This is a genomic window from Vibrio sp. HM8-C, from assembly GCF_058630515.1.
In genome coordinates this window covers 57,691-77,049 of record NZ_JBMMKS010000019.1, presented here as the reverse complement: position 1 = coordinate 77,049, position 19,359 = coordinate 57,691, and the positions used below count along the sequence as shown (strand labels likewise).

At 44.4% G+C, this 19,359-nt stretch carries 22 protein-coding genes; 12 read left to right on the top strand and 10 right to left on the bottom strand.

Annotation, left to right across the window (positions count from 1 at the left end; translation table 11 throughout):
- The first annotated feature begins 321 nt into the window (after positions 1-321).
- Entirely contained in the window at positions 322-870 is a 549-nt protein-coding gene (locus ACOSVQ_RS18430; protein WP_491983881.1) for a gamma carbonic anhydrase family protein, read from the top strand.
- On the opposite strand, the gene ACOSVQ_RS18425 is transcribed toward ACOSVQ_RS18430, so the two are convergent.
- The 4 genes from ACOSVQ_RS18425 to tsaC form a co-directional block, all read right to left on the bottom strand.
- Positions 871-1,137: a DUF1488 family protein gene (locus tag ACOSVQ_RS18425; RefSeq protein WP_491983880.1), complete on the bottom strand. Its 267-nt coding sequence runs from the start codon at positions 1,135-1,137 to the stop codon at positions 871-873.
- Entirely contained in the window at positions 1,137-1,967 is an 831-nt protein-coding gene (aroE, locus tag ACOSVQ_RS18420; protein ID WP_491983879.1) for a shikimate dehydrogenase, read from the bottom strand. The genes ACOSVQ_RS18425 and aroE overlap by 1 nt, the downstream gene beginning before the upstream one ends.
- Before the next feature lie 82 nt (positions 1,968-2,049).
- Entirely contained in the window at positions 2,050-2,964 is a 915-nt protein-coding gene (hemF, locus tag ACOSVQ_RS18415) for an oxygen-dependent coproporphyrinogen oxidase (protein WP_491983878.1), read from the bottom strand.
- A 33-nt stretch (positions 2,965-2,997) separates the two neighbouring features.
- Entirely contained in the window at positions 2,998-3,555 is a 558-nt protein-coding gene (tsaC, locus tag ACOSVQ_RS18410; RefSeq protein ID WP_491983877.1) for an L-threonylcarbamoyladenylate synthase type 1 TsaC, read from the bottom strand.
- Positions 3,556-3,797: 242 nt separating this feature from the next.
- On the opposite strand from tsaC, the gene purE reads away from it, so the two are divergent.
- Positions 3,798-4,283, top strand: a complete 486-nt coding sequence (gene purE, locus ACOSVQ_RS18405; protein WP_491983876.1) for a 5-(carboxyamino)imidazole ribonucleotide mutase — start codon at positions 3,798-3,800, stop codon at positions 4,281-4,283.
- 3 nt (positions 4,284-4,286) lie between these two features.
- Entirely contained in the window at positions 4,287-5,420 is a 1,134-nt protein-coding gene (locus ACOSVQ_RS18400; RefSeq protein WP_491983875.1) for a 5-(carboxyamino)imidazole ribonucleotide synthase, read from the top strand.
- Positions 5,421-5,479: 59 nt separating this feature from the next.
- On the opposite strand, the gene ACOSVQ_RS18395 is transcribed toward ACOSVQ_RS18400, so the two are convergent.
- Genes ACOSVQ_RS18395 through ACOSVQ_RS18380 form a run of 4 tightly spaced genes read right to left on the bottom strand, consistent with a single transcriptional unit; the run spans position 5,480 to position 8,771 of the window.
- Positions 5,480-6,046 carry a DNA topoisomerase family protein gene (locus tag ACOSVQ_RS18395; RefSeq protein ID WP_491983874.1) on the bottom strand — a complete coding sequence of 189 codons (567 nt, stop codon included), beginning with the start codon at positions 6,044-6,046 and terminating at the stop codon, positions 5,480-5,482.
- 15 nt (positions 6,047-6,061) lie between these two features.
- Positions 6,062-6,538, bottom strand: a complete 477-nt coding sequence (locus ACOSVQ_RS18390) for a DUF494 family protein (RefSeq protein WP_491983873.1) — start codon at positions 6,536-6,538, stop codon at positions 6,062-6,064.
- A 2-nt stretch (positions 6,539-6,540) separates the two neighbouring features.
- Positions 6,541-7,656, bottom strand: coding sequence for a DNA-processing protein DprA (gene dprA, locus ACOSVQ_RS18385; protein ID WP_491983872.1), 1,116 nt, complete (start codon positions 7,654-7,656; stop codon positions 6,541-6,543).
- 11 nt (positions 7,657-7,667) lie between these two features.
- Positions 7,668-8,771 carry a LysM peptidoglycan-binding domain-containing protein gene (locus ACOSVQ_RS18380; RefSeq protein ID WP_491983871.1) on the bottom strand — a complete coding sequence of 368 codons (1,104 nt, stop codon included), beginning with the start codon at positions 8,769-8,771 and terminating at the stop codon, positions 7,668-7,670.
- A gap of 138 nt (positions 8,772-8,909) precedes the next feature.
- On the opposite strand from ACOSVQ_RS18380, the gene def reads away from it, so the two are divergent.
- The 6 genes from def (at position 8,910) to ACOSVQ_RS18350 (ending at position 15,246) form a co-directional block, all read left to right on the top strand.
- Positions 8,910-9,422 carry a peptide deformylase gene (gene def, locus ACOSVQ_RS18375; RefSeq protein WP_491983870.1) on the top strand — a complete coding sequence of 171 codons (513 nt, stop codon included), beginning with the start codon at positions 8,910-8,912 and terminating at the stop codon, positions 9,420-9,422.
- Positions 9,423-9,439: 17 nt separating this feature from the next.
- Positions 9,440-10,387: a methionyl-tRNA formyltransferase gene (gene fmt / locus ACOSVQ_RS18370; RefSeq protein WP_491983869.1), complete on the top strand. Its 948-nt coding sequence runs from the start codon at positions 9,440-9,442 to the stop codon at positions 10,385-10,387.
- Between the two features lie 121 nt (positions 10,388-10,508).
- Complete coding sequence (rsmB, locus tag ACOSVQ_RS18365; RefSeq protein WP_491983868.1) at positions 10,509-11,789, top strand: 16S rRNA (cytosine(967)-C(5))-methyltransferase RsmB; 1,281 nt, start codon at positions 10,509-10,511, stop codon at positions 11,787-11,789.
- Between the two features lie 62 nt (positions 11,790-11,851).
- A complete protein-coding gene (gene trkA / locus ACOSVQ_RS18360) occupies positions 11,852-13,228 on the top strand; it encodes a Trk system potassium transporter TrkA (protein ID WP_042489427.1) in 1,377 nt (458 codons plus the stop codon).
- 15 nt (positions 13,229-13,243) lie between these two features.
- Positions 13,244-14,689, top strand: a complete 1,446-nt coding sequence (locus ACOSVQ_RS18355) for a TrkH family potassium uptake protein (protein ID WP_491983867.1) — start codon at positions 13,244-13,246, stop codon at positions 14,687-14,689.
- 11 nt (positions 14,690-14,700) lie between these two features.
- Positions 14,701-15,246 carry a DUF3157 family protein gene (locus ACOSVQ_RS18350; RefSeq protein WP_491983883.1) on the top strand — a complete coding sequence of 182 codons (546 nt, stop codon included), beginning with the start codon at positions 14,701-14,703 and terminating at the stop codon, positions 15,244-15,246.
- On the opposite strand, the gene trhA is transcribed toward ACOSVQ_RS18350, so the two are convergent.
- Both trhA and ACOSVQ_RS18340 read right to left on the bottom strand, forming a co-directional pair.
- Positions 15,243-15,887, bottom strand: coding sequence for a PAQR family membrane homeostasis protein TrhA (gene trhA, locus ACOSVQ_RS18345; RefSeq protein ID WP_491983866.1), 645 nt, complete (start codon positions 15,885-15,887; stop codon positions 15,243-15,245). The two genes, ACOSVQ_RS18350 and trhA, sit on opposite strands and share 4 nt — an antisense overlap.
- 90 nt (positions 15,888-15,977) lie before the next feature.
- Positions 15,978-16,769 carry a sporulation protein gene (locus tag ACOSVQ_RS18340; RefSeq protein ID WP_491983865.1) on the bottom strand — a complete coding sequence of 264 codons (792 nt, stop codon included), beginning with the start codon at positions 16,767-16,769 and terminating at the stop codon, positions 15,978-15,980.
- 314 nt (positions 16,770-17,083) lie between these two features.
- Between ACOSVQ_RS18340 and ACOSVQ_RS18335 the strand changes: the two genes are divergently transcribed.
- The 3 genes from ACOSVQ_RS18335 to ccoG all read left to right on the top strand — a co-directional run bounded on the left by ACOSVQ_RS18335 (position 17,084) and on the right by ccoG (position 19,310).
- Positions 17,084-17,251: a hypothetical protein gene (locus tag ACOSVQ_RS18335; protein ID WP_102955528.1), complete on the top strand. Its 168-nt coding sequence runs from the start codon at positions 17,084-17,086 to the stop codon at positions 17,249-17,251.
- A gap of 113 nt (positions 17,252-17,364) precedes the next feature.
- Positions 17,365-17,634 (top strand): YihD family protein, encoded by a 270-nt coding sequence (locus ACOSVQ_RS18330; protein ID WP_491983882.1) that lies wholly within the window; start codon positions 17,365-17,367, stop codon positions 17,632-17,634.
- A 251-nt stretch (positions 17,635-17,885) separates the two neighbouring features.
- Positions 17,886-19,310 carry a cytochrome c oxidase accessory protein CcoG gene (ccoG, locus tag ACOSVQ_RS18325; RefSeq protein ID WP_491983864.1) on the top strand — a complete coding sequence of 475 codons (1,425 nt, stop codon included), beginning with the start codon at positions 17,886-17,888 and terminating at the stop codon, positions 19,308-19,310.
- Positions 19,311-19,359 lie beyond the last annotated feature (49 nt).

Here is a 19,359-nt window from a genome sequence, read left to right as displayed (position 1 = left end):
CTTCCTACACGTTAGTGACTTAGGTCACTTCGGAAGAGGCGGTCATTTTAGCGATATAAACTGTCGTGTCAAACACTTTTTTCAGTTTATTTTCGTAAGCTTTTAAGCCTTACAAAACAACCTTGCTGAACCACTTTTGTTTCTTTCGAAGCTTGTCCGTGTCAGCGAGGGGGCATTATAGAGATCAGCTTCACATTGGCAAGTGCTTTTTTTGGTTTTTTTCGATTTTTTGTTTGTTTGGCTGTTTTTTGCGCGCAACGGGCTATAAATACAACTAATAGCCTTTTAATATGCCTTTATCAGCTAGAAAAAGGAGGCCATATGAGCCCTGTTCGTAGTTATAAAGGTATCGCACCTAAAATTGGTTCTCGCGTTTATATTGATTCGTCGTCAGTTATCGTAGGTGATATTCGATTAGCAGACGATGCCAGTATCTGGCCATTAGTCGCCGCTCGTGGCGATGTAAACCATATCCAAATCGGTGAACGAACTAATATCCAAGATGGCAGTGTTTTGCATGTTACTCATAAAAATGCTGAAAACCCTAACGGCTACCCACTCATTATCGGTAATGATGTCACCGTCGGTCATAAGGTGATGCTACATGGATGTACCATTGGCGACCGCGTATTGGTAGGTATGGGGGCTATCGTTCTTGATGGTGTAGTAATAGAAAGTGATGTGATGATTGGCGCAGGTAGTTTAGTACCACCGGGAAAAGTTTTAGAAAGTGGCTATTTATATGTGGGAAGTCCAGTGAAACAAGCTCGCCCTCTATCAGATAAAGAACGAGCATTTTTGTTGAAGTCCGCTGACAACTACGTTCAAACCAAGAACGATTATTTAAACGATGTTAAAGAAGTTCTTTAATTAGCTCATCACTTCAATTTGACCAAACTGATTGAAGGCTTCGTCTTCAATCAGCTCTTCTGCTAATTCTTCCAAATCAAATCGAACACTGGCAAACACTGCTAAGGCTTCTTGCTCACTATTAATAGTCATGCCTGATAACTTCGTCAGTTCATCGACTGAAACGATACATTCAATCAAAGCTCCAGACTGCTGTGCCGGAAAAGTGACGGCTTTTAATTCGGCGTTCCACTCTTGCATATCTGGGAAAAGAATCGATTGGTTCATTAGCCTTCCAAGTTTTTTCGTAATTCACGATGAATTTGTTTTGTGCCGGGACGCAACCCGCGCCATAGCATAAAGCTCTCGGCTGCTTGACCAACTAACATTCCCAGTCCGTCATAAACATGGCCACAGCCATTATCCAAAGCCCACTGGTTAAAAATGGTCAAGCCTTTACCATACATCATATCGTAGGCAACGCTTTGAGCACTGAATATAGAAGGAGATATTGCAGGTAGCTTTCCATCCAAGCTTGCAGAGGTTGAATTGATAATAAGATCGAAGCTACCTTCGATCTGACTCATTTCTGCAGCACTCACATTACCGAAGGGACTAAAAGCCTGTGCTAAAGACTCCGCTTTGGCAAACGTTCGGTTGGTGATAGTGATACTTGCAGGTCCTTTATCAAGTAGAGGTTTGATTGTACCTTTAGCTGCACCACCAGCCCCGATCAATAGAATTTTAAGGCCTTTCAGTGGCACCTGATATTGCATCAGATCTTGTACCAGACCTTCACCATCAGTGTTATCACCTAAGATCTCACCGTCATCCAGTTTCTTTAATGTATTCACCGCACCAGCCAGTTGTGCTCGCTCAGTTAAACGGTCTGCAAACTTGTAGGCGTCTTCTTTGAATGGAACGGTAACATTACAACCGCGACCACCATTGGCAAAAAAAGCTTTTGCTGTGGCCACAAACCCATCAACTGGCGCTAACTCAGCAGTATATTCCATGCTTTGATTAGTTTGACGTGCAAACAATGTATGAATGAAAGGTGATTTGCTGTGCCCGATAGGATTACCAAACACTGCATAGTGATCTTTTACAAAAGCCATATCCCTGCCTCTACCGATAAAAAGGTCGCTAAGTTTGTTATTTAACAATACTTAACGACCCTATCACTCAGTGCAATTTCTGTCACCACTCGCGCGCTACTAAAAACTCATTCAGTTTTGCTTCGCAACTGCCAGCTTCAGGCTGATAGTTATATTCCCAGCGAGCAAGTGGCGGCATAGACATCAGTATTGATTCTGTGCGGCCGCCAGTCTGCAGACCAAAAAGCGTTCCTCGGTCAAACACTAAGTTAAATTCCACATAGCGACCACGACGATACAACTGGAACTGACGTTCTCTCTCGCCATACTCGGTCGCTTTACGATGCTCAACAATAGGAACGTAAGCTTGGCAGTAACCTTCACCCACCGCTTTTATATAGTCAAAGCACTTATCAAATTCCCAATGATTCAGATCATCAAAGAATAGGCCGCCCACACCACGAGTTTCTTCTCGGTGAGGAAGATAGAAATAGCGATCACACCACTCTTTATGTTGTTGATAAACGTCATCGCCAAACGGTGCACATAGCGCTTTCGCCGTTTCATGCCATTGTTGGCAATCTTCAACAAAAGGATAGAAAGGTGTTAAATCGAAACCACCACCAAACCACCAAATAGGTTCTTCGCCATCTTTCTCTGCAATAAAGAAACGTACGTTGGCATGAGAAGTTGGAACATAAGGGTTTTTCGGGTGCATAACTAAAGAGACACCCATTGCTTCAAACTTACGTCCCGCCAATTCAGGGCGATGTGCCGTTGCTGACGCTGGCATTTGTTTACCCGTGACATGCGAAAAGTTCACACCACCTTGCTCAAAAACCAAACCATCACGCATCACGCGAGAGCGACCACCGCCGCCGAGTTTTTCTCCCGGCTCACGATGCCAAGCATCTTCAACAAACCGAGCACCACCATCAACGCTTTCCAACTGCTGACAGATCTGATCTTGCAGTGAGAGCAAAAACTGCTTCACAGCTTCTTTATTAATTGTCGACATCTTTTTCCTTACGCATTCCTATCGCAGAGTGGGTTAGCCCTGTCTTAATACTTGTAGAGTTTTTGCATCGCGAATCTCGCTAGGTTTATTTCGCCCACCTGTAGCACCGCGCAAAATCGCAACTAACTTGTCACCCAGTTGCTCTTCCACCTCTTCTGTTGTCATGCAAGAAGGCTGGCCGGTTAAGTTTGCACTGGTTGACGTCAGTGGTTTGCCATAAGCATTACACAGCTGTTGAACCAAAGGATGATCAGTGACACGCACGGCGATGGTATCAAACTGACCACTAACCCATTTAGATACTTTACTGCTCGCTGGCACAACCCAAGTGACAGGGCCTGGCCAAGTAGATTTGATTTGTTGTAACTGTTCTGCAGTTAACTGGCTTTCATCTATATAAGGAAGCAGTTGCTCGTATGAGGCTGCTATCAAAATCAAACCTTTCTCTACAGGTCTTTGCTTTAGTTGCAGCAATTTCTCGATGGCTTCAGGGCTATCCGGATCGCAACCTACACCAAAAACACCTTCTGTCGGGTAAGCAATGACTTCTCCAGACTTCAATGCATGTAAAGCTTGTTCAAAATTATTCACGAAAAACTACCTAATTAAGCTGACTTATTTCTATTTGCGCACAGTGTACAAATTATCGGTGGTTTCTCCTATACCTTAACCAGCGGAAGTTCAAACCACAGGATAGAAAACATCATCATTAAATCGTCCACCATGATTTGGTGAACACAACAACGCAAACGTTTGCTTGATGTAAAAATCCTCGTATAATGCGCGTCGTTCGCTCACGTAATAAAAACGTTTAACGCTTGAAGGAGTTTGAGATGAAAGTCGGTATTATCATGGGTTCCAAATCGGATTGGCCAACCATGAAACTAGCAGCTGAGATGCTAGAGCAATTTGGTGTTCCTTATGAAACGAAAGTGGTTTCAGCTCATCGTACTCCACAACTTCTTGCAGACTACGCAACCAGCGCCAAAGAACGCGGCCTAAAAGTCATTATTGCGGGAGCTGGCGGCGCAGCACACCTTCCGGGTATGACAGCGGCATTCACTAGTCTTCCTGTTCTCGGTGTTCCTGTTCAATCTCGCGCTCTATCTGGTCTAGATTCTCTATACTCGATTGTTCAAATGCCAAAAGGTATTGCGGTCGGCACGCTAGCGATCGGTGAAGCAGGCGCAGCTAACGCAGGTCTTCTTGCTGCTCAAATCATCGGTACTTTTGATGAAGAAGTGATGGCGAAAGTTGAAGCGTTCCGTACAGCTCAAACTGAAGCAGTACTGGCAAATCCAAATCCAGCCGAGGAATAATCAATGCACGTATTGGTATTAGGTTCAGGCCAGCTTGCTCGTATGATGTCACTGGCTGGCGCACCACTTAATATTGAGATTTCTGCGTTTGACGTTAACAGCAAAAATGTCGTTCATCCTTTAACGCAAGCTGTGATTGGTCACGGTCTAGAGCAAGCGATTGAAAAAGCGGATGTGATTACGGCTGAATTTGAGCATATTCCTCATGATGTGCTGGAAGTATGTGAACGTAGCGGAAAATTTCTTCCAAGCACGGATTCCATTAAAGCAGGTGGCGACCGCCGACTTGAGAAAGCATTGTTAGATAACGCTGGTGTACGTAATGCAAAGTATACGGTTATCAATACTCGTGAAGATTTTGACACCGCCATTGCCCACGTTGGTATTCCAATGGTACTAAAAAGTGCTTTGGGTGGTTACGACGGTAAAGGTCAATGGCGTCTGAAAAACGCAGAAGATGCAGATAATATTTGGCCAGAGATGGCTGAGTGTATTGCTTCTTCTAACAATCAAGCGATTGTTGCTGAAGAGTTTGTGCCATTTGACCGTGAAGTTTCTCTGGTCGGTGCACGTGGTAAGAATGGCGAAGTTGCCGTTTACCCATTAGCAGAAAACGTACATGTGAATGGTGTTCTTAGCCTTTCAACCGCTATTGATGCTCCAGAGCTTCAAGAGCAGGCAAAAGAAATGTTTGCGGCTGTTGCAAACAGTTTGGATTACGTAGGCGTATTAGCTTTAGAGTTCTTTGATGTTCAAGGAAAGCTACTGGTTAACGAAATTGCTCCTCGCGTCCACAACTCAGGTCACTGGACTCAACAAGGCGCTGAAACGTGTCAGTTTGAAAACCATCTACGCGCAGTGTGTGGAATGCCTCTAGGTAGTACCAAACTGGTTCGTGAGACATCCATGATCAATATTCTTGGCGAGGATTCTCTACCAGAAAGCTTACTCGCTATGGAAGGTTGCCATATTCACTGGTATGGCAAAGAAAAACGTCCGGGCAGAAAAATGGGGCACATCAACGTGACCGCAGATTACCATGGTGAGTTAGTGCGTAAACTGTGTGAACTGGCAGAAGTGTTAGATCCGCTTGCTTTCCCTGCCGTTCAAGAAGTGGCTAAACAATTTAAGTCTTAATACTGAATCCCAGACACAAAAAAGGCGCTTTAAGCGCCTTTTTCTATAGTGCTGCTTTTCTACTGTTCTTGAACATACCCACACTTGCGATCCGCACATTGATACTTAGTTCCACTAGCGAGCTTCTTCTCAACCAGCAATGGAAAGCCGCACTTTTCGCACTTACCGGAAATCGGTGGTAAGTTCACTGAAAACTTGCACTTAGGATAGGTATCACAAGCGTAGAAAGTTTTGCCAAAACGTGTTTTTCTCTCTACCAAATGCCCTTTCCCGCATTCAGGACACGCGTATAACTTGCTTGGTTTCTCTTCATCGACAGGACTATCTTGCGATTCGATATGGTGACACTTAGGGTAAGCGCTACAACCGATAAACATCCCATATCGGCCTTGACGAAGCACAAGTTCACTGCCGCATTCAGGACAAGGAACACCAAGTTCTTTAACTATGTGTCCATCATTCTGATGCAGTGGTTTTATGTAGTCGCAATTGGGATATTGGGTACAGCCGAGAAATGGGCCGTGTTTGCCATGGCGAAGCTGTAATGCTCCGCCACATTGTGGACAAGGTTCGTTCAGTGCATGCTCATGAGCTGAAAACAGCTCGCTATCAATTTTACCGCTCATAATACGTTTATTAGCTTAATGAAGAATACCTTGCTCTTTGCTGTACAAGAGCTCTTCCATAAGCGTATAAGCGTTCTCATTTCCCGGAACATTGAACAGCACCATTAGGATGATCCATTTTAGGTCATCCAACTCTAACTCATTGGTCTCAAGCCCCATTACTCGGTCGATAACCATTTCACGAGTTTCAGGCGTTAATACCTTGATTTGCTCTAGAAATAGGATGAATCCACGAGACTCGATATTCAAACGCACCATCTCTTGCGCAGTAAAAATACGCATAGATGTTGCCGCACTGGTAGAGATTGCTGAATGAGCGTCATTTTGTTGTAAAGCCGCAAGCTCTTCTAACCAGTTTAGGGCTTTGTAGATATCTTTTTGGTGAAACCCTGCTCGAAGTAATTCATCTTCAAGCTCGTCTTGATCCACTTGCAACTCTGCATCGCTATGGATATAAGTTTCAAACAGATACATCAGAATATCCATCATCATAGCTAGCCCCTCCCCTTACGAATATAGCCACCGGAAACTGCAACAACATGCCCTGAAAGCTCAAGCTCTAGGAGCTGCATCATGACTTCTTGGACAGGTATATGGGTCCTGCTTGCAAGAATATCAACTGGTGTAGCTTCTTCTCCTACGTTAGCTAACAGCTCGGGAAATGGCAATTCATCTTCGCTATTTAAGGGCAAAAAAAGTGTTTGCTGAGATTGCAGAGGCTGTAAACGATTGAAATCCAGCATAGATTCAATTTCATCAAGAATGTGCTGTACATGTTGAACTAAGCATGCACCTTGGCGAATTAAGCGATTGCTGCCCACACAATTGGGATTGAGAATAGAGCCCGGCACGACAAATACTTCTCTATTTTGTTCGGTGGCATAACGAGCCGTAATTAAAGAACCACTCTTTTCTGCTGCTTCTACAATCAGTACACCCATCGATAATCCACTGATAATTCGGTTGCGACGAGGAAAATTGCTAGGAAGCGGTTTAGCATTTGGACGGAACTCGGAAACAAGAGCTCCACTCTCGCAGATGCGCTGAGCAAGATGCTTGTGTCTAGAGGGATAAATAGAGGCAAGTCCAGAACCCAATACTGCTATTGTTTTGCCTCCCGCTTTCAATGCTCCATCGTGAGCATAACCATCCACACCTAATGCTAAACCGCTGGTGACGACCAAATCATATTCGACGAGTTGTGAAGCAAACTGATGGGAAATATTCTGGCTATCAACACTGGCATTACGACTACCTACAATCGCAATTTGAGGTTGAGTTAATGTTTCTATTTGCCCCTCTACAAAAAGCACATTGGGTTTTGCGGATATCTGTTGCAATAGCGCTGGATAGGTGTCGCAGAATGACGTGATGATATGCCGCCCTTTTCCTCTGTTCAGCCAATCTAATGACTCATCCACCTCTTTCTGTGCTTCATGCACTAAATAATGAACTTGTTCGGGAGTGAGTCCAGTCGATAGCCACTGGCTCGCTGAATAGTTAGAAATATTCGATAAGGAGTCACGACTCAACAACTGTTGAAGCGCTTTACGCCCAAACTTGGGCGTAAAGTTCAGCGCTAACCACGCTGATAATTCCTTTTCATTCATGAGTTGCTCTATTAAAGAGGTTCATCATTCGGCGACAAGGAGATCGCATCTACAGCATGGGGAGAAATGGCCATAACATCTTGGTTAAGTGCCGTTTGACTACGTGTAATTAATGCTAAGCTGAATTTGTCATACGGGCGAATGACCATCAACTCACCGACTTTATTGCTCGGTAACTGAACTCCGTTATCTGACCATTTCTTTTCATAAGTAAAGTTCCCTTGCGAACCAAAGACATAATTTCCAGCCTGATAGACTTCAAACATACTGCCTTGTTTTAGCCCGTCTTCACCCCCTTGATTAAGCACTACGACCTGACTTTGGGCAAAATACTGGCTATCTTCCAATGAGCCTAAAATACGGGCACGGACATTGTTCGGTGCCGGATGAGGAAAAAATGTGGTAGTTAAGTTCAGACTATCAATATCAACCAGTGGCAAAACAATGTCGTTTTGCATCACTTCTTGCGACTGTTCGCTGATACGCATTGTGGACACCGTTTTATCTGAGCGGACAAGCTCCCCCATGGCGATGAGGCGCAGAGCAACCAGCACCTCTTTATCTCGTTGAAACTCTCTCGCTGGACGATAAATTCCCCATCGGCTATGACTGTGATGCCCAGTAAAATAGAGCTCATCTTGATGGGTGATAAATTTATGCCCTGCGTTGTTTCCCAGCACATGGTTACTGGTTGCCAACATCGCTTTGCTTATCAAGCGATCTGATTGCAAATAAGGCATCACTAAGCCTTGCTCTACAATCGGTACGGCTTGTTTTTTCACTTTGCGTACTTTAGGGCTTAAGGTGACTTTAGGCTTGAACTTGAGCTGCGGTTTGCCATTTTTCCACACTAAATAGAGTTGGTCGCCGGGATAAATCAAATGTGGGTTTTCAATATCTGAGTTGATATCCCATAACTGGGGCCACAGCCATGGGTCATTTAAGTACATAGCCGAGATATCCCACAAGGTATCTCCCTTTACAACCGTATAAGTTGTTGGAGCACCTTGCTTTAAAGCCAATTGAGTGGGTTGTGTGGGTTGAGCGAAAGCTAAGGAAGAAAAACTATTTAACGCGATAAACACGAGGAAAAAATAACCTTTAAATCGAGTCATGACCTTATATCCTGCGTTAAATGAATGAGAATGATTTTGATAAATCACGCTGGATGCTGTCATTTGACTCATAAAATGTCTAGAATTGAGCCAACAAGCTTTATCCTGTTTCGGCCTAGTTCAATATTTCGAGTGTATATGTCTGTATTACAAGTATTAACATTCCCAGATGACCGTCTTCGCACTGTTGCAAAGCCGGTTGAAAAAGTCACACCAGAGATCCAAACCATCGTAGATAACATGATTGAAACCATGTATGACGAAGAAGGTATTGGTTTAGCTGCGACACAAGTCGACATTCACCAACGCATCGTGGTGATTGATATTTCTGACAGCCGTGATCAGCCAATGGTATTGATTAACCCAGAAATTATTGAGAAACGCGGCGAAGATGGCATTGAAGAGGGCTGTCTATCAGTCCCTGGTGCTCGTGCTCTTGTTTCACGCGCAGCAGAAGTTACTGTTAAAGCACTTAACCGTGATGGTGAAGAATATACTTTTGAAGCTGATGACCTTTTGGCTATTTGTGTACAACACGAATTAGATCACCTAGAAGGTAAACTGTTTGTTGATTATCTTTCACCGCTAAAACGTAAGCGCATCAAAGAGAAGCTAGAGAAAGTAAAACGCTTCAACGAAAAGAATCAATAAAGAATAGAGAGGTTACCTTGAGCCAATCATTACGTATTGTCTTTGCAGGTACTCCGGATTTCGCCGCCCGTCACTTGGCGGCGTTATTGTCTTCGGAGCACGAAGTCATTGCTGTTTATACACAGCCAGATCGTCCAGCAGGTCGTGGTAAGAAGCTGACTGCCAGCCCAGTTAAAGAGCTAGCACTTGAACACAGCATTCCTGTTTATCAGCCAGAAAACTTCAAATCTGATGAAGCAAAACAAGAACTTGCTGAACTCAACGCCGATCTCATGGTAGTTGTGGCTTATGGCTTATTGCTACCACAAGTTGTACTCGATACACCACGATTGGGTTGTATCAATGTTCACGGTTCTATCCTGCCTCGTTGGCGTGGTGCAGCTCCAATTCAACGCTCGATCTGGGCTGGTGATGCTCAAACGGGCGTCACCATCATGCAAATGGATATCGGCTTAGATACTGGCGATATGCTAAGCATTGCCACTTTGCCAATTGAAGCAACGGATACCAGCGCTTCAATGTATGACAAACTTGCCGTACTTGGCCCAAAAGCCTTAGTTGAATGCTTAACAGACATCGCAAACGGTACAGCTAAAGCCGAAAAGCAAGATGACGAGCAAGCAAACTACGCGAAAAAACTGAGTAAAGAAGAAGCTCGTATTAACTGGAACGACGATGCTGCACATATTGAACGTTGTGTGCGTGCATTTAATCCATGGCCAATGAGCCACTTTGAAGTTGCTGAAAATAGCATCAAAGTTTGGCAAAGCCGTGTTGTGGATCAAAGCTCCAATAAGCCCGCTGGTACCATAATACAAGCCAATAAAACGGGTATTTATGTGGCAACAGGTAATGGCGTACTCGCTTTAGAGCAACTTCAAGTACCGGGCAAAAAAGCAATGTCAGTGCAAGATATCCTCAATGCACGAGCTAGCTGGTTTGAAGTTGGTACACAACTGAGCTAAGCCGTTTTAACCACCTTATAGTTTGGTGGCGATATAACCCAGACTTGATATTACACAGGATGGGCAAAGTACATTAATAACAGGGGCAGAGATGTCCCTATTGAATTTTAAGGGTTTCACCATGAATGTTCGCGCAGCAGCTGCTAACGTCCTTTTCCAAGTGGTCGACAAAGGTCATTCACTTTCTCACGCTCTTCCAGCAGCTCAAAAAACCATTCGCCCAAGAGATCATGCTCTGTTGCAAGAGATTTGCTACGGCGCACTACGCTATCTTCCTCGTTTAGAGTCTATTGCCAATGAGTTAATGGAAAATCCACTCAAAGGCAAAAAGCGTGTCTTTCACCATCTGATTCTAGTGGGTATTTATCAGCTCAGTTTCATGCGTATTCCATCGCATGCAGCGGTGGCTGATACGGTTGAAGGCACAAAAACGCTGCGCGGAGAAAGCCTAAGCGGACTGATCAACGCTGTACTGCGTAACTACCTGCGTAACCAAGAAGAACTAGATGAAATGGCAGTTAGCCACAACGCGGGCAAATATGGTCACCCAAACTGGATTCTTAAAATGCTTCAAGAAAGCTACCCAGAGCAATGGGAAGCGATCGTAGAAGCAAACAACAGCAAAGCACCAATGTGGCTCCGCGTGAACCGTCAGCACCATACTCGTGACGAGTACCAACTGCTGTTGGATGAGGCAGAAATCGAATACACCCTGCACCCAGAAGCCGCCGATGCTATCAAACTGACCACACCTTGTGATGTCACTTTGCTTCCGGGCTTTGAAAAAGGTTGGGTCTCTGTTCAAGATGCTGCTGCACAATTGGCGATTGATTACCTTCAACCAAAAGAAGGTGAGCTGATTCTTGACTGTTGTGCGGCACCAGGTGGTAAAACTGCACACATTCTAGAGCACACTGAAGATACCGAAGTGGTTGCGCTTGATAGCGATGCGACACGATTAAACCGTGTTCTCGATAACCTAGAACGTTTAAACCTGAAGGCTGACGTGATTTGTGGTGATGCACGCTATCCACAAGAGTGGTGGCAAGGTGGACAGTTTGATCGTATTTTGCTCGATGCACCTTGTTCAGCGACAGGTGTTATTCGTCGTCATCCGGATATTAAATGGTTACGCCGAGCGAACGATATTGATGCTTTGGCTGAGTTACAACGTGAAATTTTGCAGGTAATGTGGCAACAATTGAAGCCTGGTGGTACGTTAGTTTACGCAACATGCTCAATCACGCCTCAGGAAAACGTCCTGCAGGTCAAAGACTTTTTGGCGCGCACAGCTGACGCGCAACTGATTGGTTCAGATCCAGAGCAACCAGGTCGTCAAATTCTTCCTGGTGAACAAGACATGGACGGCTTCTACTACGCTGTTATGATTAAAAACGCGTAAGTAATTGATTCAAAGGCAGCCTGAGGCTGCCTTTGATGTAAGTAGATAATAAGAGAACAGGTATGAAAATCATCATTCTTGGTGCGGGACAAGTGGGCGGCACATTAGCCGAGAACTTGGTTGGCGAAAACAACGATATTACCGTTGTTGATAAAAACGGTGACCGCCTCAGAGAACTGCAAGATAAATATGATTTACGCGTTGTGAATGGTCACGCCAGTCACCCTGACGTACTGAGAGAAGCAGGCGCACAAGATGCGGATATGCTGGTCGCGGTAACCAACACCGATGAAACCAATATGGCGGCCTGCCAAGTGGCTTTTACTCTGTTTAACACACCAAACCGTATTGCCCGAATTCGATCTCCACAATATCTTGCTGAAAAAGAAGCACTGTTTCAGTCAGGCGCAGTACCTGTTGATCACTTAATTGCGCCGGAAGAACTGGTGACAAGCTACATCGAACGTTTAGTTCAATACCCGGGCGCTCTGCAAGTCGTTAGCTTTGCGGATGAAAAAGTTAGCCTAGTGGCGGTAAAAGCCTATTACGGTGGTCCGCTAGTGGGTAACGCACTGTCAGCACTGCGTGAACACATGCCTCATATCGACACGCGTGTTGCCGCTATTTTCCGTCAGGGCCGTCCAATACGCCCGCAGGGTACAACCATCATTGAAGCGGATGACGAAGTATTCTTCGTTGCGGCAAGTAACCATATCCGTTCAGTAATGAGTGAGTTGCAACGCTTAGAAAAACCTTATCGCCGAATTATGATTGTTGGCGGTGGTAACATAGGTTCAAGCCTTGCGAAACGCCTAGAACACACTTATAGCGTTAAGCTCATCGAACGTAACTACAGCCGCGCAGAACAACTTTCGGAAGAGTTAGAAAACAGTATTGTTTTCTGTGGCGACGCTGCAGACCAAGAACTTCTCACGGAAGAGAACATCGACCAAGTGGACGTGTTCATCGCGTTAACCAATGAAGATGAAACCAACATCATGTCAGCGATGCTGGCCAAACGCCTTGGTGCGAAAAAGGTAATGGTACTTATCCAACGTGGCGCCTACGTCGACCTTGTTCAAGGTGGTGTAATTGATGTGGCGATTTCTCCGCAACAAGCGACCATTTCAGCGCTGCTTACTCACGTTCGTCGTGCCGATATTGTTAACGTATCCTCGCTACGTCGCGGTGCAGCAGAAGCGATTGAAGCGATTGCCCATGGTGATGAAACCACCTCTAAAGTTGTTGGCCGAGCGGTGGGTGATATCAAACTTCCGCCAGGTACAACCATCGGTGCGATTGTGCGAGGTGAAGAGGTTTTAATTGCCCATGACCGCACAGTCATAGAACAGGATGACCACGTTGTTATGTTCCTTGTGAACAAGAAATACGTCCCAGACGTCGAAGCTTTGTTCCAGCCAAGTCCTTTCTTCTTATAGGTTATTGGCGCCGGTATGCTTAATTTACGCCCCATTCTGTTTGTTATTGGGTTAGTTCTCTCCAAACTAGCCCTGTTTATGTATGTGCCAACGATTGTCGCATTCGTAACCGGTACAGGCGGATTTCTCGACTTTGCTCAAGCAGTTATTATCACGCACATAGTGGCATTCATATGTTTGACGTTTGGCCGAACATCCGATTTTCGCCTTAACGTTCGAGATATGTTCCTTATCACTAGCTTAGTGTGGACGATTGCTAGTGCCTTTGCGGCACTGCCCTTCGTGTTTATCAACCACATTAGCTTTACCGACGCTTACTTTGAAACCATGTCTGGCTTAACGACTACAGGTTCAACGGTGCTTAGTGGACTTGATGATATGGCACTGAGCATTCTGCTATGGCGTTCCATTTTACAATGGCTTGGTGGTGTCGGCTTTATCGTAATGGCGGTAGCGGTACTGCCAATGTTAAACGTGGGCGGCATGAAACTGTTTCAGACGGAATCCTCCGACTGGTCTGATAAAAGTAGTCCACGCGCCAAAACCGTCGCGAAGAATATCGTGGTGGTTTATCTGGTGCTCACACTGCTATGCATTATGGGTTACATGCTGACAGGTATGGGGCTATTTGATGCTATTAACCATGCTTTCACTACACTATCTACAGGTGGTTATTCAACCTCTGACAGCTCAATGAACCACTTCTCAAACGGTGCTCATTGGATTGCAACTCTCTTCATGTTCCTTGGAGGTCTACCATTCTTATTATTTGTGGCGACCTTGAGAAAACGCAGCCCAATGGTGCTACTTAAAGATGCCCAAGTTCAAGGCTTCTTCCTACTGTTCATCGTGGCTAGTTTGGTGGTTGCAGCATGGCTAAATCTCAATAACGGCTACCCTGTTGTTGATGCTCTGCGTATCTCCATGTTTAACATCGTATCCGTGGTAACAACAACGGGCTACGGTCTAGATGACTTTACCGCTTGGGGCGCGCTTCCAACCACACTGTTCGGTTTCATTATGATGGTAGGTGCCTGTTCAGGCTCAACAGCGGGTGGCATTAAAATCTTCCGCTTTCAGATCTGCTTTGCTTTGTTGAAGAACCAAATGATGAGGCTGATTCACCCAAATGGCGTTTTCGTACAGCGTTATAACCAACGCCCTGTGAATGAAGATATTGTGCGCTCAGTGGTTGCTTTTGGCCTTACCTTTGTCATCACCATCATTTTGATAGCTGGTTGCCTATCAGCGATGGGGTTAGATCCGGTCACTAGTATTTCTGGTTCGATTACAGCTGTTGCAAACGTAGGTCCGGGAATGGGCACAGTAATTGGCCCAACAGGTAACTTTGCACCGCTACCTGATGCGGCAAAATGGGTTCTAAGCTTTGGAATGCTTATGGGACGTTTAGAAATTTTGACGATTTTGGTACTGTTCTTCCCTGCATTCTGGAGACGCTAAATATGACGTTTATTCCCACTAAACTATCTATGGCTTTGATTGTCATCACTTCTAATGCAATGGCAAGCCAAGTAATCGAATTAAATGATGGACGTAAAGTCCAGCTCAATGATGATTTTACTTGGCAATATGTCCAACCTAATAGCACGAATCAAACTGCCACAACAGCAGTAGCAGCTGCACCGGTGATCGCTAAGCAGCACGGTACAACGCTGGTATTAGAAAGTGAAAAACCAAGCCTGCAACTGTCTGATTCTGGTGTCGATATCATCATTGGTTCAGCCAGCTACCAAGATGGAAAAGTGATTCTACCAACGGCTATTACCAATCAGAGCTCATTGTCTGTGATAAATATTCAGCTCAAAATTGAGCTTTTGGACAGCCAGGGGAAAAAGCTTGCAGAGCAAGAAACGGCTGTTTGGCAATCCATAAAACGTATGGCTGAAACGTATCTGCGACCAAAATCGGTCGCAGAAGGAAAAGTCATTGAAATTAAAGTTCCAAAAGCCGATAGCTATCAACTCATAGCAACGGTTTCAAACTTAGAAACACGCTAGATCGGATTTATGTAGAGATAAATAGCTAAGAAATGGCAAGCGCAGCCTGCAAGAACAAATCCATGCCATATGGCGTGGTTATAGGGAATGCGCTTTGCTACATAGAAAATTACACCCAGCGAATAAACCACACCACCAGCGGCCAGCAAAGTTAACCCACCGACATCTAGATTCAAAGCCAACTGGTAAATCACCACCAAAGATAACCATCCCATCGCCAAATATGAGATCAGTGAAAAGCGCTTAAAACGATACACAAACGCTATTTTCATCACTATCCCTAAAAGCGCGATCGACCAAATAACGATCATCAATCCAAAAGCGAGTGGTGTACGTAGTCCAACGAGCAGAAAAGGGGTATAGCTACCGGCTATCAACAAATAAATAGCGCAATGGTCAAAAGTTTTCAGCCAACGTTTGGCTCTCTGATGTGGAATAGCATGGTAAAGCGTTGAAGCAAGGAAGAGTGCTATCATACTGCCGCCATAAACGCTCATACTGGCAATAGTTAGGGCATCAGCACTATGGTCGACCGCTTTCACAAGCAATAATACTAAGCCGACAATACCCAATACTAAGCCAATGCCATGACTGATAGCATTCGCGACTTCTTCTTTTACACTGTATTCACTGACTGACATACCACACCCACTCAAAACTGGACAGTGGGCACAGTATGACACATTCAACTTACAACTGTAAGCTGAAATTGTTAATTTTAAGTTAAACCATCAAGAGTGAGAATCTAGGTATTCCAACACTCTTACTCCAGCTGCTTGTGGTGATTCGCCACTGGTAACGGTCATTTGGCGTTTGAGTTCGCCTAACCCCAACATACTAGCCAACATTCCTGTCGCGCCTCTCTGATATCGGTCTATCTCAAACCACATCTGCAAAGAATCTTTATCTCGGTAAGCGACAATTTCCAGTTCACGCCAGCGACCATGGAAAGGACCAGTAGTTGGAACAAACTCAAACTCTTGAACAAAAGGTAAAGCAAAACCTTTTGCAGCTTCACATTCTACCTGACGAAGGCGTAACCCCTGCTCTTCCAGCTCTGAAAAAATACCATCCATCAGAGGATCTGGACGCACAGTTAAAATATCTTTATCCGTTGGATCCAATGCCATCGCAATATCGAGACCTGTTTCCAACCAGACTTTGGCATCACCAATAGTGACAGGCGTATTCCAAGGTACGTCGAGCTCTACTTCAAAATCTCGTGTTTCACCCGGTTGTATTGTGAATGAATACGGTAGAGACCAGTCTGCCAACACATAAGTTTGATGAACTTTACGCTTACGAGAACCATGCTGCTTGGATCTGTCTTCTAAAACTTCTTCCACATAACGGCAGCATAATTTTAATTCAATATTATCAATATCCTGTGCCGTTGAACCACCATAGACATGAACAGTAAATTTTACTGGCTGACCAGGATAAAGCACTTCTTGCTGAAGAACAGAATCGACCTTCGCAGAACCAATTCCAAAACTGGCGAGGGTTTTCTTGAGAAATGACATACACACCTCCATCAATGTCTATTTATAGTAAAGCGCATCTCATAGTAAAACGTATGACTTTCAAAACTCAATTGCAGCCCTCACACAACCACTTCATTTTTTTTAACATATTAACTGGTTAACTATCGATCATTTGAAAACTTGGTGCTAATCTAACTTCGATATGATTTATATCGTTATTCCTAGACAATTTAAGTGGATTGGCGATTGCCAGAAGGAGTCATCCTTCAAACACTTCGGTGCAAGAAGAGCAGCTCATAGTTGCCTAGGTCCATTACATCGGCAATGGATATGCCTGACTGTTAGGTTAATGAATGCGCCCAACAACTGTCAGGTTTTCGCACACAAACCGTAGTGCAATGCGTCGTCGTAGTGGCTTCGTTGCTGCTCCGGTTGCGAAAAAACTCGCACCTGCAAAAACTCTTGTTGAGACCAATGCACTGACTGCATCGCCAGAGACAAAAGTCGAACAGGCTGCTTAGTATAGAAAAGCGCAGATAGCTTATAGCTATCTGCGCTTTTTTCTTTTCTACTCTTTCCTACATTTGATACCTTAAGCTAAAACCATTACAAGATTGTGGAGAAAGCTATGGCTATGAAGTGTCACCGTATTGAAGAACTGCTTGAGTTGCTAGAACCTGAATGGCAAAAAGACTCTGAATGTAACCTACTGCAATTCATTGTGAAGTTAGCTGGCGAAGCCGGTTACAAAGGCCAGTTGGAAGAGCTCACGGATGATGTACTCATTTACCACCTAAAAATGCGTAACAGCGCAAAAGATGAAATGATTCCAGGTATCAAAAAAGACTATGAAGAAGACTTCAAAACAGCATTACTTCGTGCTCGTGGTGTCATCAAAGATTAATTATTTCAGATAGATATAAAAGAGCGGCTGTATGTCGCTCTTTTTATACTGTTGCAAATGAAAATGCTGAAATAAAAAGCATTATTTGTTGTTAAAGATTGATTGCCTTAAAGAAATGAAAATGTTGATGACGTTATAATCACCCACTTATTACAACAATACTCGTCCTTCTCACTTTGTGCGGAAGGGGAAAGCAATGTCAAAGAGTGCCGTCATTAGAAACGGTACCTAAAAGCCCAAAGGATCATTCAATGAGTCAGGACAAAATAGACATTAAAGATGTGACTCCTAAAGTCTTCAACCCCAAGACCCATAAAGGTCAGGGAGGAGACAGGTTCAACCCAAGTAAGGGAATTTACGTTCGGGAAAGTAAAGGTACTTATCAAAAGCTACGCCGCTACGGTGGTTGGTTGTTATTACTACTATTTGGTTTGGTACCTTGGATTTCTTACGGTGAGCGCCAAGCTATCCTATTGGATCTTGGCAACCAGCAGTTCAATTTTTTCGGCACAACCCTTTACCCGCAAGATTTAACACTACTTGCTCTCCTGTTTATGATTGCCGCATTTGGATTGTTCTTCCTAACTACGTTTTTAGGACGGGTATGGTGTGGTTACCTCTGCCCACAAACTGTCTGGACATTTATGTACATATGGTTTGAAGAAAAACTTGAAGGCAGTGCCAACAAACGACGTAAACAAGACGAAGGTAAAATGACCGCCAAACTGGCAGTGCGTAAAACAATCAAACATATTGCTTGGTTTGCGATTGCGCTGGTCACTGGTTTTACATTTGTTGGCTATTTCGTTCCTGTTCGCGACTTAGTTATCGACTTTTTCACCTTAAACGCAACTTTTTGGCCAGTGTTCTGGGTACTGTTCTTTGCCATCTGTACTTATGGTAATGCGGGCTGGATGCGCTCAATCATGTGTATTCACATGTGTCCTTACGCTCGTTTCCAATCAGCGATGTTCGATAAAGACACCTTCATTGTTGGCTATAACACGGCTCGCGGAGAACAGCGCGGACCTCGTTCACGTAAAGCCGATCCAAAAGCGCTAGGGCTTGGTGACTGTATAGACTGTGACTTGTGTGTTCAGGTATGTCCAACCGGTATCGATATTCGCGATGGCTTACAATACGAATGCATCAACTGTGGTGCCTGTATTGATGCCTGTGATACCACCATGGAACGTATGGGCTATGAGAAAGGTTTAATTAACTACACCACAGAACACCGCCTTTCAGGTAAACACACCAAAGTAATGCGTCCTAAATTGATTGGCTACGGTGCTGTATTACTCATTATGTGTGGCCTGTTTGTCGCTCAAATTGCAGCGGTTGATCCTGCTGGATTAAGCGTTATTCGTGACCGAAACCAGCTTTTTAGAACCAATAGTTCAGGCGAAGTGGAAAACACCTACACTCTGAAAGTCATCAACAAAACTCAGCACACTCAGGCATACAAGCTCGATGTGACTGGTCTGACTGATGTCACTTGGTATGGCAAGCAAACGGTACAAGTTAAACCGGGCGAGGTGGTCAACCTACCAATGAGTTTAGGTGTAAAACCGGATAGCTTAAGTTCTCCTGTCGCGACAATTCAGTTTATACTCAGCGATGACAGCAACCAGTTCACGATAGAAGTTGAAAGCAGATTTATTAAGAAGCTATAAACTTTATCACCGAAAGAATTATGGAAAAGGGCTCAGTAATGAGCCCTTT